Annotated in this window: 17 protein-coding genes; 6 read left to right on the top strand and 11 right to left on the bottom strand. The window is 69.0% G+C overall.

What is annotated here, in order from left to right:
* Window positions 1–45 precede the first annotated feature (45 nt).
* The 3 genes from P7A99_RS13260 to P7A99_RS13250 all read left to right on the top strand — a co-directional run bounded on the left by P7A99_RS13260 (window position 46) and on the right by P7A99_RS13250 (window position 1,628).
* A complete protein-coding gene (locus P7A99_RS13260; protein ID WP_277794306.1) occupies window positions 46–672 on the top strand; it encodes a LysE/ArgO family amino acid transporter in 627 nt (208 codons plus the stop codon).
* Window positions 673–759: 87 nt separating this feature from the next.
* Window positions 760–1,329, top strand: a complete 570-nt coding sequence (locus P7A99_RS13255) for a hypothetical protein (RefSeq protein WP_277794305.1) — start codon at window positions 760–762, stop codon at window positions 1,327–1,329.
* A 2-nt stretch (window positions 1,330–1,331) separates the two neighbouring features.
* Complete coding sequence (locus P7A99_RS13250) at window positions 1,332–1,628, top strand: winged helix-turn-helix domain-containing protein (RefSeq protein WP_277794304.1); 297 nt, start codon at window positions 1,332–1,334, stop codon at window positions 1,626–1,628.
* A gap of 20 nt (window positions 1,629–1,648) precedes the next feature.
* Here P7A99_RS13250 and P7A99_RS13245 read toward each other — a convergent pair whose 3' ends face one another.
* The 8 genes from P7A99_RS13245 to P7A99_RS13210 all read right to left on the bottom strand — a co-directional run bounded on the left by P7A99_RS13245 (window position 1,649) and on the right by P7A99_RS13210 (window position 10,336).
* Window positions 1,649–2,527 carry a hypothetical protein gene (locus P7A99_RS13245; RefSeq protein WP_277794303.1) on the bottom strand — a complete coding sequence of 293 codons (879 nt, stop codon included), beginning with the start codon at window positions 2,525–2,527 and terminating at the stop codon, window positions 1,649–1,651.
* 80 nt (window positions 2,528–2,607) lie between these two features.
* Window positions 2,608–3,765 carry a rod shape-determining protein RodA gene (rodA, locus tag P7A99_RS13240; protein WP_277794302.1) on the bottom strand — a complete coding sequence of 386 codons (1,158 nt, stop codon included), beginning with the start codon at window positions 3,763–3,765 and terminating at the stop codon, window positions 2,608–2,610.
* Window positions 3,762–5,798, bottom strand: a complete 2,037-nt coding sequence (gene mrdA, locus P7A99_RS13235) for a penicillin-binding protein 2 (RefSeq protein ID WP_277794301.1) — start codon at window positions 5,796–5,798, stop codon at window positions 3,762–3,764. The genes rodA and mrdA overlap by 4 nt, the downstream gene beginning before the upstream one ends.
* A 4-nt stretch (window positions 5,799–5,802) precedes the next feature.
* Entirely contained in the window at window positions 5,803–6,312 is a 510-nt protein-coding gene (locus P7A99_RS13230; RefSeq protein ID WP_277794300.1) for a hypothetical protein, read from the bottom strand.
* Window positions 6,309–7,415, bottom strand: coding sequence for a rod shape-determining protein MreC (gene mreC, locus P7A99_RS13225; RefSeq protein ID WP_277794299.1), 1,107 nt, complete (start codon window positions 7,413–7,415; stop codon window positions 6,309–6,311). Before mreC ends, P7A99_RS13230 begins: the two co-directional genes overlap by 4 nt.
* Window positions 7,416–7,465: 50 nt before the next feature.
* Window positions 7,466–8,509, bottom strand: a complete 1,044-nt coding sequence (locus P7A99_RS13220) for a rod shape-determining protein (protein ID WP_010919417.1) — start codon at window positions 8,507–8,509, stop codon at window positions 7,466–7,468.
* A 367-nt stretch (window positions 8,510–8,876) separates the two neighbouring features.
* Window positions 8,877–9,755 carry a DMT family transporter gene (locus tag P7A99_RS13215; RefSeq protein ID WP_277794298.1) on the bottom strand — a complete coding sequence of 293 codons (879 nt, stop codon included), beginning with the start codon at window positions 9,753–9,755 and terminating at the stop codon, window positions 8,877–8,879.
* Window positions 9,752–10,336, bottom strand: coding sequence for an O-methyltransferase (locus tag P7A99_RS13210; RefSeq protein WP_058348482.1), 585 nt, complete (start codon window positions 10,334–10,336; stop codon window positions 9,752–9,754). Before P7A99_RS13210 ends, P7A99_RS13215 begins: the two co-directional genes overlap by 4 nt.
* 123 nt (window positions 10,337–10,459) lie before the next feature.
* Here P7A99_RS13210 and P7A99_RS13205 point away from each other — a divergent pair, with 123 nt between their 5' ends.
* Window positions 10,460–10,933 (top strand): hypothetical protein, encoded by a 474-nt coding sequence (locus tag P7A99_RS13205; RefSeq protein WP_277794297.1) that lies wholly within the window; start codon window positions 10,460–10,462, stop codon window positions 10,931–10,933.
* 75 nt (window positions 10,934–11,008) lie between these two features.
* On the opposite strand, the gene P7A99_RS13200 is transcribed toward P7A99_RS13205, so the two are convergent.
* Together P7A99_RS13200 and P7A99_RS13195 are read right to left on the bottom strand one after the other, a co-directional pair.
* Window positions 11,009–12,598 carry a 2-isopropylmalate synthase gene (locus P7A99_RS13200; protein WP_277794296.1) on the bottom strand — a complete coding sequence of 530 codons (1,590 nt, stop codon included), beginning with the start codon at window positions 12,596–12,598 and terminating at the stop codon, window positions 11,009–11,011.
* Window positions 12,599–12,843: 245 nt separating this feature from the next.
* A complete protein-coding gene (locus tag P7A99_RS13195) occupies window positions 12,844–13,557 on the bottom strand; it encodes a TVP38/TMEM64 family protein (RefSeq protein ID WP_277794365.1) in 714 nt (237 codons plus the stop codon).
* Window positions 13,558–13,774: 217 nt separating this feature from the next.
* Between P7A99_RS13195 and P7A99_RS13190 the strand changes: the two genes are divergently transcribed.
* Together P7A99_RS13190 and P7A99_RS13185 are read left to right on the top strand one after the other, a co-directional pair.
* Entirely contained in the window at window positions 13,775–14,440 is a 666-nt protein-coding gene (locus tag P7A99_RS13190) for a ParA family protein (RefSeq protein ID WP_277794295.1), read from the top strand.
* 62 nt (window positions 14,441–14,502) lie between these two features.
* Window positions 14,503–15,036 (top strand): NADPH-dependent FMN reductase, encoded by a 534-nt coding sequence (locus P7A99_RS13185; protein WP_277794294.1) that lies wholly within the window; start codon window positions 14,503–14,505, stop codon window positions 15,034–15,036.
* Window positions 15,037–15,203: 167 nt separating this feature from the next.
* Here P7A99_RS13185 and P7A99_RS13180 read toward each other — a convergent pair whose 3' ends face one another.
* On the bottom strand, window positions 15,204–15,788 hold the full coding sequence (locus tag P7A99_RS13180) for a hypothetical protein (protein WP_277794293.1): 585 nt from the start codon (window positions 15,786–15,788) through the stop codon (window positions 15,204–15,206).
* Window positions 15,789–15,821: the final 33 nt, after the last annotated feature.

Below are 15,821 nucleotides of genomic sequence, written 5' to 3'. Positions count from 1 at the left end.
ATCCTTAGTTAGACTACATAGGCCGCTCCCGTCATCAAGACGGCCATGAGCACCGCCCTCCTCCCCGCCCTCGCAAAAGGCTTCGCTCTCTCCGCCGGCCTGATCGTCGCCATCGGCGCGCAGAACATGTTCGTCCTGCGCCAGGGGCTGAAGCGCGAGCACGTGGCGCCGATCGTGCTGTTCTGCGCCCTGGCCGACGCCACCCTGATCATCGCCGGGGTCAACGGCCTGGGCGCGGTGCTGACGCTGGTTCCGGGACTGTCGGTGGCGCTGAGCCTGGGCGGCGCGGCCTTCCTGGCCTGGTACGGCGTCGGCGCGCTGCGGCGAGCCGCCAATCCCGAGGCGCTGGCCCTGGCCGATCAGCCAAGCATCACCCTGGGCGCAGCCCTAGCCGGTACGGCCGCCTTCACCTTCCTGAACCCGCACGTCTATATCGATACGGTGATGCTGATGGGCGCGGTCGGCGCCAGCCTGCCCGCCGCCGAGCGGCCTCTGTTCATGGCCGGCGCGGCTCTGGCCAGCGTCTGCTGGTTCTCGGCCCTGGGCTTCGGGGCCCGCTTCCTCGTCCCGCTGTTTTCCCGCCCCGCCGCCTGGCGCGTGCTCGACCTCGTCATCGGCGCGGTGATGCTGCTGCTGGCGGCCAGCCTGCTGGTCGGGGCCCTGGGGCGTTGACGAAAATCCCAGAGAACTCTGCTTGACAGAGTATCTCCATACAATCACTCTGCACCACAGAGAACTTTGAGCTCCATGGAGGACGTGATGGTGCTGAGCAAGACCGAGGCCGCCGCCGCGCTGGCCGACATACAGGAAACCACCCGCCGGGGCGCCACCCTGCGCGGCTACCGCATCGGCGGGCCGATCATGATGCTGTGGAGCGTGATCTGGATGCTGGGCTATCTCAGCATGGGCCTCTTGCCTTCGCACCAGTGGGGCTGGGTCTGGCTGGTGCTCGACACGATCGGCGCCGTCGGCTCCATCGTGCTGGCTCGGCCCGCGGACAGGGCGACCAAGGCTTCGGTCGGCAGGAGCGGCGGCCAATCGCTCAAGATGATCGGCGGCATGGCCGTGGCCATCGTCTTCGTGATGTCGACCTTCTATGTGCTGCGCCCTACCGATCCCAACGCCTACCTGGCCTTTCCAGGCCTGATGGTAGGGGCGATCTACGCCGCGGCCGGCGTGTTCGTGGCCGGGCGCTATCTGGGGATCGGCGCGGTGATGTTCGCCCTGACCCTGGTCGGGTTCTACGCCTTCCCCGAAACCCTCGCCTTCTGGATGGCCAGCGCCAGCGTGGCGATGTTCGTCAGCGGCGTCTGGCTGGCGAGGGCTTGAGCATGGCGCAGGCCGACGACCTGATCCACCAACCCCTGCGCCTGAAGATCATGGCCGCCCTCTATGCCGAGCGCGAGGGCGAGCCGCCGGAGTTCTCGCGCCTGAAGGCGATCACCCAGGCCACCGACGGCAACCTGGGCAGCCACCTCACCGCCCTGGAGAAGGCCGGCTATGTCGAGATCCTGAAGGATCACGTGGGCAAGCGCCCCCGCACCCGCGCGGCCGTTACGGCGACCGGCGCCAAGGCCTTCCGCGGCCACGTCGCCTATCTGCGGGAACTGGTCGAGGGCATCGACTGACGAAGGCCCGGTGGGCGGGATTACGATCCCGCCCCAGCCCGTTCGGCCCGCGCCTTGCGCACCATCTCCATGCTCCTGGCCACGCGCTCGGCCTTGCAGACCTCGTTGCTCTGGCCCTTGGCCTCCAGGTCCACGCACTGGTGGGCGGCGACCATCGGCGGGACCATGTCGATCGGCTCGGACGAAGCGTCGCCCCGGTTCACGACGTCGCGCAGCTTGGCCAGGTAACTCAGCACGCCCCTCTGGTCGGCGACCGCCTCGGGCTCCTGCGCGCCGTCCTTGGGCGGAGCCGGCAGCGCTGCGACAAGCTTATCGATCTCCAGCCTGGCCAGATCGGCCTTGGCGGCGTCGAACTCGCCAAGCTCGCGACGGGCGTTGGCGGCACGGCCCAGCTTGCCCATCCAGCCGGTGTCGCCAGGCTTGGCCGGCTCGGCCTCGACCGCTTGCGCGAACTCACGCTGATAGCGGGCCTTGCGGACGGGATCCCCGTCCACCTGCCAACTGGCCTGCAGGACCAGCCAAAGCGTATCGTCGCCGCCCTTCAGCGAGCGTTCCAGCCAGGCGGCGCGATAGTAGGAGGAATCCTCGGCCAAGGCCTTGTAGGCGTCGGAGGCCAGCAGCGCCGAAAGCTGCTTGAGCTCGGGCTTGGTGAAGTCGCGATACATGACCAGGCGGTTGCCCGGGCACTCCGGCAGCGGCATCGGAAACTCCCAACTGCCATAGGGCTTGCCGTCGGGCCGCGCGCCCCAGGTGCTGTAGGAGGCCGTTCCGGTGTGGGTGAAGCTCTCGCCGCCGACGGCGCACTTCATCTTGATCGGATAAGGCGTGCCCGCCTGAGCGGTGCCGGCCAGACCCGTCGCCACAGCCGCCGTCGCGGCCAGGATCAACCAAGGCTTCATGTGTCCCCTCCCCTGCAAGGAAGAGGAGACTGGCATTCAAATTGACGTGCGTAAATAGGAAGTCCGCGCGCCCGGACCGACTACATCAGCGAGCCCTTGCCGCTGGTGACTTCGGTGTAGCGGTGCACCCGCACGGCCAGCACCAGGCCAAAGCCGATCATCACCGTCATCATCACGGTGCCGCCGTAGGACAGCATCGGCATGGGCACGCCCACCACCGGCGCCAGGCCCATGACCATGGCCCCGTTGATCAGCACGTAAAGGGCGAAGGTCGCCGTCACGCCCGAGGCCGCCAGGCGGCCGAAGTGGCTATGGCTGATCGAGGCGATGCGCAGGGCCATGAAGATGACGATGCCGTACAGCGACAGCACCCACAGGCAGCCGACGAAGCCGAACTCCTCGGCCAGGGTGGCGAAGATGAAGTCGGTCTGCTTTTCCGGCAGGAAGTTGAGCTGGCTCTGCGAGCCGAGGCCAAAGCCCTTGCCCAAGAGCCCGCCCGAGCCCAGCGCGATCTTCGACTGGTAGATGTGATAGCCCGAGCCGGACTGGTCGGCTTCTGGGTTGAGGAAGGTCAGCACCCGCTTGCGCTGGTAGTCGTGCAGCACGAACAGCACGAAGGGCGGGATGGCCACCAGGGCGCCGATGACGCCGGTGGCGATCACCCGCCACGACAGGCCGGCCAGCACGACGATGGCCAGGCCCGTCATGGCGATCAGCATGGCGGTGCCCAGGTCGGGCTGGTGGGCCACCAGCAGCACCGGCGCGCCGATCATCGCCGCCGGGACCAGCAACCGCCAGGAGAACCGGGCGCTGTCGGCCGACAGGCCGTGATAGTAGCGGGCCAGGGCCAGCACCACGCCGATCTTCATGATCTCGGACGGCTGGAAGCGGAAGCCGCCGATCGACAGCCAGCGCTGGGCGCCCAGCGACACGTCGCCGACCACCTCCACAGCCACCAGCAACAGGAGGCCCACCCCGTAGACGGGATAGGCCAGGGTGAACCAGACCCGCAGATCGACCATCGCCAGGATGATCATCATGATGAAGTAGAGGCCGAAACGCAGCAGGTGCTTGTCGGCCCAGGGCTCCCACGAGGCGCCCGCGATCGAGAACAGCATCAGCGCCCCGGAGCCCGCGATCAGGCACAGGAGCAGGCAGAAGGTCCAGTCGATCTCCATGAACTTGATGATCGGCCGGTCGCGTTCGCCGGGCCGGGAGAGGCCGCCGCTGAGGGTCATATGTGGCCTCCTGGCGTTCCGGCGGGCGGGGTCGTCACCTCGGGCGGCGGCGGAGCGCCCTCCTCCGGCTCGTCCGGCGCGGCGCCTTCGACGACGCCGTCGGCGGTCTCTACCGGGGCCTCGGGCAGAGGCATGGGCTTTTCGATGCGGGCGCGGATCTCCGGATCCTTCAGCAGGGCCACGCGCATCACCTCGCGGGCGCGCGGGGCGCCGGCGGTGGCGCCGCCCAGGCCGCCGTGCTCGACCAGCACCGCCACGGCGTAGCGCGGGTCGTCATACGGCGCGAAGGCCACGAACAGGTTGTGGTCCTTGAGCTTCCATTGCACCGAGGCGCTGTTGCGGCTCTTGGCCTTGTCGTAGCTGCGGACCTGAGCCGTACCGGTCTTGCCGGCCATCTGCACGTCACCCAGGCCCAGCTGGCTCTGGCGATAGGCCGTGCCGCGCACGTCATTGGCCACGGCCGCCATGCCGCCGCGCACGTAGTCGAGGTGCTCCTTGGAGAACGGCATGTCGGGCACGTCCGCGCCGCTGGGTTGCTCGACGCCGCCGACCGACTTGATCAGGCGCGGGTTCAGGGCCTTGCGGCCGTTGGCCAGGCGCGCAGTCATCACCGCCAGCTGCAGCGCGTTGACGCTCAGCGCGCCCTGGCCGATGCCGTAGCTGGGGGTCTCGCCCGGAAACCAGATCTGGTTGGCCGGATTGCGCTTGAAGGCCCGCTTCTTCCATTCGCGGTCGGGGACGATGCCCTTCTTCTGGCCGGGAATGCCGATGTCGAAGATCTCGCCGAAGCCGACGCCGCGCGCGGCCGTGGCGATGGCGTCGGGGCCGATCTTCAGCGCCGTCTGGTAGAAGTAGATGTCGCACGAGTTCTTGATGGCGTCGTGCATGTTCTGGGGGCCGTGGCCGCCCTTCTGCCAGCAGCGCCAGGTGCGGCCGCCGTAGTACCAGCTGCCCGGGCAGTTGATGCGGATGTTCGGATCGATGCCCGCCGCCAGCGCCGCCAGGCCCACCGTCGGCTTGAAGGTCGAGCCCGGCGGATAGGTGCCGGTCATCGCCTTGTCGAGCAGCGGCTTGCGCTCGTACTCCGACAGCGCCCGGTACTCGGCGCCCGACAGGCCCTTCACAAAGCGGTTGGCGTCGAAGCTGGGAGCCGAGACCATCGCCAGCAAGTCGCCGTTGCGCACGTCCATAACGACGATCGCGCCGCTTTCCTCGCCCATCACTTCGAGGGCGCGGTTCTGGATGTCGGCGTCGAGGGTGAGACGCACCTCCTTGCCGGGCGTGGCCGGAATGTCGCCGGCAGGGTCCAGGCTGACCACGCGCCCCTGCGCGTCGACCTCGGCCTTGATGGCCCCCGCCCTGCCCCGCAGGTCGAGGTCGAAGGCCTTCTCCACGCCCTGGCGACCGATGCGGAAGCCCGGGTTGTGCAGCAGTTCCTGGTCCTGGGTCGGATCCTTCTTGGCTGCCTCAACGTCGCGATCGGAAACCTTGGCGACATAGCCGATGACGTGGGCGAAGGCGCCGCCGAACGGATAGACCCGCACCTCGCCCATGTCGGCGCTGATGTTGGGCAGCTCGGGCGCGCGGATGTTGATCCGGGAGAACTCCTCCCAGGTCATGTCCTCCATCACCACGACCGGCGCCTTGCGCGGGGCGTTGTTGATGTCCTTGAGCAGGCGGGCGCGGCGCGTGCCGTCGATCGGCACCAGGGTCGCCAGGTCGTCGAGGGTGGCCTCGACGTCCATGCCCTTCTCCTTGATCACCATCAGGCGGAAGTTGGGGCGGTTCGAGGCCAGGGCCACGCCGTTGCGGTCGAGGATCAGGCCGCGCGGCGGCGGCACCAGGCGGTAGTTGAACTGGTTGCCGGCCGAAAGCTTCTGGTAGCGCTGGGCTTCGACCAGCTGCAGTTGGGCGAGGCGCCCGGTCAGGGTCAGCAGGCCAGCGCCGGCCAGGCCGCCGAGCAGGAACGCGCGGCGGTGGAAGACCCCCTGCCGCTCGTTGACCTCGAAGAAGAAGATCGACGGTTCGCTCATCGCCTCACCGGAACCGGACGTCGGCGTCTTCGAAGCGATCGATCAGCCGGTGCGCGAACGGGAACAGCAGCGCCGTGGCCAGGAACTGCCAGAACACCGCCACCAGGCTGGGCATGGCCAGGCTGTCCATCATCGTGAACAGGAAGCCGGCGGTCATGGAAAGCGCGCAGGCGCCGGCGTACCAGGCCCACAGCATCGGCCGGCTCTGACCGGTCAGCATGTTGCGCCCCGCCAGCACGCAGGCGTAGGCGACCAGCAGCGACAGGCCCCACAGGCCGGTCGGACCGCCCCAGAAGGTGTCGAGGAACAGGCCCAGGATCAGCAGGGCGAACGGGGCCAGGATCGAGGGCCGGATCACCGCCCAGGCGAAGGCGGGGACCATGGCGAAGATGGGCTCGGGCAGTTGCAGCCCCCACATGCGGATCGGGGCTGCGAACAGGATCGTCGCCAGGATCACGAACAGCATGGGGACGCCCAGCCAGCGCCCCGGATTGAGGGGCCGGGCGCCGGTCATTGCGGCGTCCTGGCCGGCGTGGTCGCCGGGCTGGTGGTCGAGGGCCTCGTCGTCACGGGCGGACGCGTGGCGGCCGGCGCGGGAGCGGACGTGGTCGGCCGGGCTGCGGCCGGAGCGGCCGTGGCGGGGGCGGCGCCCGTCGTCGGCGGAGCGGCGGGCGGCGGGGTAGCCGGACGGGCCGGACCCAGGATCGACTGCTCGGGGTTCTCGGTGATCACCGGCGGCAGCACCTTGGCGGCCAGGGCCTGCTGGTCGGCCAGTTGGGCGAAGTCCTTGAACAGCAGGATGCGGATGTAGTCGATCGAGGTGCTGTCGGCGAACAGCACCACGCGCCAGCGGCCGTCCAGGCCCTTGACGGCCGCGCCCACCGGCAGGCCGCGCGGCACCACGCCGCCGTCGCCCGAGGTCACGACCCGATCGCCGGCCTGGATCGGCTCGGAACCACGCAGGTAGTCGAGCTTGGGATTGGGGCCGCCGTCGCCGGTCAGGATGGCGCGCGAGTTGGTGCGGTCGATCATCACCGGCGTGCGCGAGGCGATGTCCGTCAGCAGCAGCACGCGGCTGGCGCCGGGCGCGACGCCGACGATGCGGCCGACAAGACCACGCTCGTTCATCACCGGATTGCCGACGACCACGCCCTTTTCCTTGCCGGCGTCGGCCAGGCGGGTGTTGGCGAAGGGGCCGCGGCTGTCGGCCACGACGCGGGCGGCGACCATCGGGATCGGCGGATCGGTCTTCAGGCCCAGCAGCGACTTGTAGCGCTCGTTCTCGTCGACGAGGGCCAGGTACTTGTCGCGGTAGGTCCGCATCTCCTTGAGCTCGGCCTTCAGGCGCGCGTTCTCGGAGCCGGCGAAGAAGTAGTTGCGCACCGCGTCGACGCCGACCCCGGTCCAGCGGCCAGGCGCGGCGATGACGCCGCTGACCGGCTTGGACACCGTGTCGACCGTCTGGCGGGTGACGCCGTACGCCTGCTGCTGCAGCGTCTCGCGCCGGTCGGCCAGGAGGAAGGCCACCGCGATCACGACCGCGACGATGAGCGCCACGGCCGCGGTCCAGGTGAGCGGCACTTTCAGGTCGCCGAGCGGACCTTCGCGAAAGGGCACGAACTATTCTCCTGGCGCCCCCCGGACGCCGATACGGATTGTACTGAAGCTTAGGCCAGGGTCGATTCCAGGACGCCCTTCATCCACTTGGGATGCTCGAGCACCTTGCCGCAGCCCAGCGCGACGCACGACAGCGGATCGTCGGCCACGGTCACCGGCAGGCCGGTGTGGTCGCGGATCTCGGCGTCCAGGCCGCGCAGCAGCGCGCCGCCGCCGGTCAGCATGATGCCCTTGTCGGCGATGTCGCTGGCCAGTTCCGGCGGGGTGGCTTCCAGGGCCACCTTCACGGCTTCGACGATCTGCCCGACCGGTTCGGCCAGGGCGTCGGCGGCCTGCTTTTCCGAGATGCGGACTTCGCGCGGCACGCCCTGCATCAGGTCGCGGCCCTTGACGTCGATCGACAGGCCTTCGCCGTCGGCCGGAGCGCGGGCGGTGCCGATTTCCTTCTTGATGCGCTCGGCGGTCGTTTCGCCGATCAGCAGGTTATGGTGGCGACGCATGTAGCTGATGATCGCCTCGTCCATCTTGTCGCCGCCGACGCGGACGCTGCGCGAATAGACGATGCCCGACAGCGACAGCACGGCCACCTCGGTGGTGCCGCCGCCGATGTCGACGACCATAGAGCCGGTCGGCTCGTGGATCGGCAGGCCCGCGCCGATGGCGGCGGCCATCGGCTCGTCGATCAGGCCAACGCGGCGAGCGCCGGCGTTCAGACAGCTGTCGTTGATGGCGCGGCGTTCCACGGCGGTGGCGCCCGACGGCACGCACACGATCACCTTCGGGTTCACGAAGCCCTTGCGGTTGTGAACCTTGCGGATGAAGTACTTGATCATCTCTTCGGCGACTTCGAAGTCGGCGATGACGCCGTCGCGCATCGGGCGGATGGCTTCCATGTGGCCCGGGGTGCGGCCCAGCATCTGCTTGGCCTCGATGCCCACGGCGTGGACGACCTTGCGGCCGCCGACGTTGCGCAGCGCCACGACGGACGGCTCGTTCAGCACGATGCCCTTGCCCTTCTGATAGATCAGGGTGTTGGCGGTGCCCAGGTCGATGGCGATGTCGTTCGAGATGACGCCGAAGAGGGAAGAGAACATCGAAAACCCTGACTGAGGGGTAGAAGGGGCGAGACGTCAAAAACCACGGGGTAGCCCGCGGTGCAGGAGCCCTTTCCGCCGAATGACCGGAGGAGCAGGCGAGAAAAAGGCTCCTACTGCAAATCAGGAAGAGGACAACATGATTCCCCGCGTACGCGGATCATCGTCCCTTCCCGCCTTGCGCCTTCTTGTGGCGACGGGAGCGCCGCCGCCGGGCCGCGCCGTCGTCCAACCACCGGAAGAGTGAGGGAGACGCCGCCCGTTTGCACCGCGAAAGCGTTGATTTCAAGGTCTATTCGCCAAGCCTTCTCACCTGTTTCAAACTCGTGTGCGAGGCGGCAGGGGGAACGCACAAAAGTGTCTATTTCTAGCCGAGCGCGGCCATGACCACTCCGACGGCCGTGACAGCGCCGGCGAGGATCTGAAACAGCGTCAACCGTTCGGCGAAGAGACGCCGCCCGGCCAGTGCCGCCATCGGCATCTCGACGACGCCCACCGCCCTCACCGGCCCCACCGGCGACAGCGCCATGGCGGTGAACCACAGGCCCGAGGCGGCCGCGCCACAGAAGCCCGCGCCCAGCGACTTGCGCCAGGCGGCCAGCACGGCGACCACCGCGTCCGGATTGCGCACCAGGAGGATCGAGGTCAGCACGACCGACTGGATGGCCTGGACGACCATGACCGTGACGAAGGCCGAATAGGCCAGGTGCGAGGGATCGAAGGTCAGCGAGGCCTGGCGGAAGCAGTTGGCGCTGAGCGCGAACATCGCGCCCGAGCCCAGGCCCGCCAACACCGCGCCGCGCTTGAGGGTGACCGCGCCCCGCGGCCACGAGAGGGCCGCCAGGCCGGCGGTGGCGACCAGGCCCCCGCCCCACTGCATGGCGGTGATCCGATCACCGAACAGCAGCGCGCCCCAAACGAGGGCGAACGGCAGGCCGCTCTGCTGCATGGCCGTGCCCAGCGCGAAGGAAGAACGCTGCATGGCCACCAGCAGCGCCGCGGTGGCCGCCATCTGCAGGCCCGCGCCCGCGAAGGCGCCGAGCCAGAAGCGGCCGGTCAGGTTGGCCTGCGGGTCCTTGGTGACCAGGAACGCGATCCCGGCGAAGACGATCGCGAACGGCAGGCCGAACAGAAACCGTACGAGGGTGGCGCCCCAGGGGCCCGCCCCGCCCATCACCGAGCGCTGCGCCGCGTTGCGGGCGACCTGCAGGGCCGCGGCGGCGATGGTGATGGGGATCCAGATCATGCCGCTCTCTTGGCCGCCACCAGCACGCCCGAGGCCCAGTCCATGCCGACGATCGCGAAGCGCGGATCGCCAGCCAGGCGCAGCACCAGGTCGTCGACCCGGGCCTGATGGCCCTCGGGCCAGTTCGGCTGGGGCGACATGTCGTCGACCACGTAGACGCCACCCACCTGCAGTAGGCGCAGGGCGTCTTCCAGGCCCTCGTACTTGCCCGGCATGGCGTCGGCGAAGATCAGGTCGAAGCCGCCGTCGTTCTGGCCGGCCAGATAGGCCGCGCCGTCCTCGGTGATGAAGTCGACGCGCGGATCCTCGCCCAGCACTTCGCGGGCCACGGCCTGGACCTTGGGGTCGTTGTCGACGGTGGCCAGGCGCGCGTCCTCATCCATGCCGTCCAGCAGCCAGGCGGTGGCCGAGCCGGTGCCCGTACCCATCTCCAGCAGCGCCTTGCGGCCGACGGCGAGCGTGCGGAGCATTTCGCCGATGCGGGCTTCCGACGACATGTCGAAACCGGCCTCGATGGTGCGCCTGGCGATCTCGTGCCAGCGGGGCGGCGAGGCAACGCTGTTTTCCAAGGTCGAACCCATCGATCGGCTCCTTATGCCGCCCTTACGCCGGCGGCGGGTTTACGAATGGCGCCCTGACGCGGGGCGGCGTCAGAACAGCGGGGTTGGCGCACATAAGCTGCGTTTCCTAACAAGGCGTTCACCATGTCTCTCCATCCGCTCCGTCAAGCCGCTCAGTTTCTGCTGGGCGTCCCGACCGACGGGATCGATCCGACGCTCGACCGTATGCTGGAACTGGCCCAGGCCACGCCGCTGTGCTTCGTGGCGGTGACCGGACCGGACGCCCCCGAGGCCATGGGACAGCTGTGGCGGCGCGGTTACCAGCGCGTGGAAATCGCCCGCCGGGCCACCTGCGCGGCCGCCGACGAACGCAGCGACGTGCTGCTGGTCGTGGGCTGCCCCACGGCCGACGACGTGCGTGCGACCGCGGCCTCGACCATCGGCCTTCTGCGCCCGGGCGGGGTGATGGTGATCGACGTCGGCGCCGTCATCGACGCCGAGCAGCGCCAGTCGCTGTGCGAGGGCCTGGCCCGGCTGGGTCTCGATGTGCAGCCGCAGGCGCATTTGGCCGCCGAAATCCTGGCCACGCGTCGCTGGGGCTGGCGCAAGGCGGCTTGAGACCGCCTCCCCGACCACCGCTCCGTCCGCAACGCATCGCCCGGTTCGCCCGGGCGATGTCGTTTCAGGACCGGATCAGAAGCCGCTGGCGATGGCCGCCGGCGCGCTCTTTTCCTTGCGCGCGAAAAGGTTGTTGAGGGCGTTCACATACGCCTTGGCCGAGGCGGTCAGGGTGTCGGTGTCGGCGGCCGCGCCGGTGGCGATGCGGCCGTCCTCTTCCAGACGCACCGAGACCTGAGCCTGGGCGTCGGTGCCTTCGGTGACCGCGTGCACCTGGAACAGGCGCAGGGCGGCGCTGTGCGGCACGATCTTGTGGATGGCGTTGAACACCGCGTCCACCGGACCATCGCCCGAGGCCTCGGCGCTCTTGGCCTGGCCGTCGACGTCCAGGGTCAGCTCGGCCGACTGGCCTTCCGTGCCGGCCACCACCCGCAGGTGCGAGACGCGGATCTTTTCCGAGCCGCGCGCCAGGGCGTCGTCGACCAGGGCGATGATGTCGTCGTCGTAGACGTGCTTCTTGCGGTCGGCCAGGTCCTTGAAGCGGCCGAAGGCCTCCTTCAGGGCGTTCTGGCCCAGCTCGTAGCCCAGGTCCTTCAGCTTGGCGCGGAAGGCGTGGCTGCCCGAGTGCTTGCCCATGACCAGGCTGGACGGCGCCTGGCCGACCGACTCCGGGGTCATGATCTCGTAGGTCTCGCGGTTCTTGAGCATGCCGTCCTGGTGGATGCCGCTCTCGTGCGCGAAGGCGTTCTTGCCGACGATGGCCTTGTTGTACTGCACCGGGAAGCCGGTGATGGCCGATACATAGCGGCTGGCGCGGGTGATGTGGGTGGTGTCGATGCCGGTCTGGAAGGGCAGCTTGTCGCCGCGCACCTTCAGGGCCATCACCACCTCTTCCAGCGCGGCGTTGCCGGCGCGCTCGCCCAGGCCATTGATGGCGCACTCGATCTGGCGGGCGCCGCCCTGCACGCCGGCCAGGCTGTTGGCCACGGCCAGGCCCAGGTCGTTGTGGCAGTGGGTCGAGAAGATCACCTTGTCGGCGCCCTCGACGTTCTTAGTCATCCAATCAAACAGGTCGGCGTATTCCGACGGATAGGTGTAGCCGACCGTGTCGGGCAGGTTGATCGTCGTGGCGCCGGCCTTGATGGCGGTCTCGATGGCGCGGCGCAGGAACTGGCGGTCGCTGCGGGTGGCGTCCTCGGCCGACCACTCGACGTCGTCGCGCAGATTGCGGGCGTGGGTCACCGAGCGGGCGATGACGTCGATGACGGCGTCCGGCTCCATCTGCAGCTTGTGCTTCATGTGCAGGTCGGAGGTGGCGATCACCACGTGGATGCGGCCGCGCTGGGTGGGCTTCAGGGCCTCGGCGCAGCGGTCGATATCGACCTGGTGGGCGCGGCACAGGCCGGCGATCGTGCTGTTCTTGACGATCTTGGCGATCTCGTTGACCGACTGGAAGTCGCCGTTCGAGGCGATCGGGAAGCCTGCCTCGATGATGTCGACCCCCATCTCCTCGAGGATCTTGGCCAGCTCCAGCTTTTCTTCCAGCGACATCGAGGCGCCGGGCGACTGCTCGCCGTCGCGCATGGTGGTGTCGAAGATGACGACGTTGTCGCGGCCCGACCCGATCTTGGAGTCAGCGGCGACGGGCGAAATGGGGGCGGTCATGGGGGTGTCTTTCGCGAGGTCCGGAGGGCTGAAGGGCGGTTGTCCCCTGAGCGACCGGCCGCGACGATACGTACGCGCGGCTAGACGGACGCCCAGGGGCGGCTAAGCCCCAGCGCAAGGAGAAGAAGGTTGTCGCGTTCGCGGCACATGCGGTTGTATTACCCAACCACGCCAAATCCAGCAAGCCGTTTGCTCACAACGCGGTCAATTCGCCGCGAGAAGGGCAATAAATGCCCCAAAGCCGATTATTGGTCGGCTTGTTCTTCCTTGGCCTTCAGCCAATTGCGGGCGACCCAACCCGCACCGATCCAGATCGCGGCCGCCACGACCAGCAGGACGATGTGCTGCACGCCCCCGCCCCGCATCGCCTGGACGATGGTGTTGCCGGCGAAGGCGGTCAGGGCGATCTTCGGGATGATGCCGATGGCCGTGCCGGCGATGAAGTCGCGCACCTTCATGGGCGTGACGCCGGCGGCCATGTTGACGACGATGAACGGCGCGGACGGCACTAGGCGCACGATCAGGCTGGCCATGAAGCCGTTCTTGCCGATCAGTTTCATGAACTTGTGCACGCCGTCGCTGGGCAGGCTGGCCAGCATTTTGCCGCCGAACGCCCGGCCGACCCAGAAACCGACCATCGACGACACCAGGGTGCCGATCCAGCTGTAGGCGAATCCGGTCCATGGGCCAAAGGCGACCACCGCCGCGGCGATCAGCACGAACTGCGGAACGCCCACGAAGGCCAGGGCCGCGAAGGCGCCGACCGCCACCGGCAAGGCCCAGGGACCGTGCGCGGCGCTCAGCCAGTGCTCGACCGTGGTCTCGCCGTCGAGGCCCAGAAGCTGGGCGCCGAACAGGAAGACGATCCCCACCCCGCCGAACAGCACGAAGGAGACGGCCACCGCGCGCCAGGCGCGGGCGTCCATGTTGGTGAAGAAATCGATGAGACGGCGGATGATCACGGCCCCTGCCTCGCGCATGGCTATCGCCGGGTCAAGCGCCCCGATGGCGTCAAAAGCGTGACCGTTGCGCATTCGGCGCCAAAGTTCGCCGTTCAGGCGGGCGCCGGCGGCCGGTTTCACCCGCCACGTTATTTACGTTGCGATAACGTCGTAGAGCGACGCTAGTTATCCACAGGCCTGCAGGGGGACGCGGGCGCTTGGTGAGGAAACGTACGTGAAGACCTTGGCCGTCATCTCGCGCAAGGGGGGCGCGGGCAAAACCACTCTATCCGTCAACCTGTCGATCGCCGCCCATCTGGCCGGTTGCCGCACGATCCTGGCCGACATCGATCCGCAGCGCTCGGCGTCGGACGTGCTGCGCGGCCGCGAGGCCGACGGCCCGGCCCTGCTGGAAAGCAGCGCGGGCAAGCTGTTCCAGGCCCGCTACCACGCCGAGCACGAGCGCGTGGACCTGATGCTGATCGACACGCCCGCCTCGCCCGAGGCCGACGTCGTCACCGCCATCAACACCGCCGACCTGTGCCTGCTGGTCTGCCGGCCGACCTTTCTCGACATCGCCGCCGTCGCCCGCTCGGCCGAGGCCGTGCGACGCCTGGGCAAGAGCGGCCTGATCGTCATCAATCAGGCGCCGGCCAGGCGCGGCGGGCAGGAACCGGCCAGCGTGGTGAAGGCGGCCGAGGCCTTGCGCTTCTGCGGCCTGCCGCTGGCCACGGTGGGCCTGCGCGCCCGCGCGGCCTTCCAGCAGTCGATCGCCCAAGGCCGCTCGGTGCTGGAATGGGAACCCGCCGGCCCGGCGGCGCAGGAGATCGGCCGCCTGTGGGGACAGGTCGCCGGCCTGCTGGCCCTGCCCGTCGCCGCCCCGGCCGCCCGCGCCAGCTGAACCTTGTCCGCCCCGCCCGACGGCGGGCATGGTCGCGGCTCTTTAGTGTTCCGGAGTCGCGCATGAACATCCTCGCCGTATCGGGCAGCCTGCGGGCCGGCTCGTTCAACACCGCCCTCCTCCGCGCCGCGCAGGAGCTGGCGCCCGACGGCGTGTCGATCACCCTGTTTTCGCTGCGCGACCTGCCGTTCTTCGACCAGGACCTGGAGGCCGAGGGCGACCCCGCCGCCGCCGTCGCCTGGAAAGAGGCCGTGCGCGCCGCCGACGGCCTGCTGATCGCCTGCCCGGAATACAACGGCGGCATCACCGGCGTGCTGAAGAACGCCGTCGACTGGGCCTCGCGCGGCAAGCCCGCGCCGCTGGCCGGCAAGCTGTGCTGCCTGGTCGGCGCCTCGCCCGGGATCACCGGGACCGTCCGCGCCCAGGACGCCCTGCGCCTGTCGCTGCGCCGCGCCGGCGCCCGCACCGAACCGCAGGGCGACGTGCTGGTCGGCCAGGCCCACACCAAGATCGAGGACGGCGTCCTGACCGACGAGCGCACGATCGAGGCCCTGCGCCGGCATCTGAAGGAGTTCGTGGAGATCGTGCGGTCGTAAGCTAAATCCTCCCCCCGAAGGGGGAGGTGGCCCAGAGGGCCGGAGGGGTAAGCGGCTGCTGACGCGCCGCTGTCACTTCCCCCTCAGTCGCGGAGTTTATCCTCGGGCCAGCCTTTGGCTGGACCCGGGGGCGACAGCTCCCCCTTCAGGGGGAGCATTCCCCCGAATTACTTCACCTGCGACGGGTCGTAATTCGCCCCGAAGTCCAGCACGAACAACGGGCCCAGCACCACGGTCTGCTTGGCCGAGCCCAGGTGCAGCGACACCGCCGCCCCGCCCTTGTCGGCGTCCATCGCAGCCCGGCCGCTGACGCTGTAGATCTTCCACTCGGCGCCTTCGACCTTCACGGCCCCGCCCTCTACGACGCCGCCCCACGGCTCGGCCGACTGCTGGACGCGGACATTGGTCACGACGGCGGCCGGCGCGCCGCCGTCCACCGGCTCGGCCTTGGCCCAGAAGGCCACAGTGATGACATCGCCCTTGGCGATCTTGCCGTTCACCGCCTGGCTGCCCGAGATCCTCCAAGCCGCCGCCGGATCGGGCGTAGCTACAGCCACCCGCACCCCGCCGCCGCCGACCACGGCCTTGTCCCTGACGTAGGCGTTGGTCTGGCCGGGGCCGTAGACGTTCCAGGCCGTCGACGGCTTGTTGATGGCGTACTTCATGATTCCCTCGTCGGCCGCCGTGGCGACCGACGCGGACAACGACAGGGCCAGCGCCGCGACGGCGGCTCCCAGAATCGTCCTGCTCATTTGGCTTCCCCTTCCGAAAGGCATGATCTTGCT

Source organism: Caulobacter endophyticus, assembly GCF_029543245.1.
Lineage (GTDB): Bacteria > Pseudomonadota > Alphaproteobacteria > Caulobacterales > Caulobacteraceae > Caulobacter > Caulobacter endophyticus_A.
Note: the sequence above shows the minus strand (reverse complement) of the source record. Positions and strands in the feature narration are given on the sequence as shown.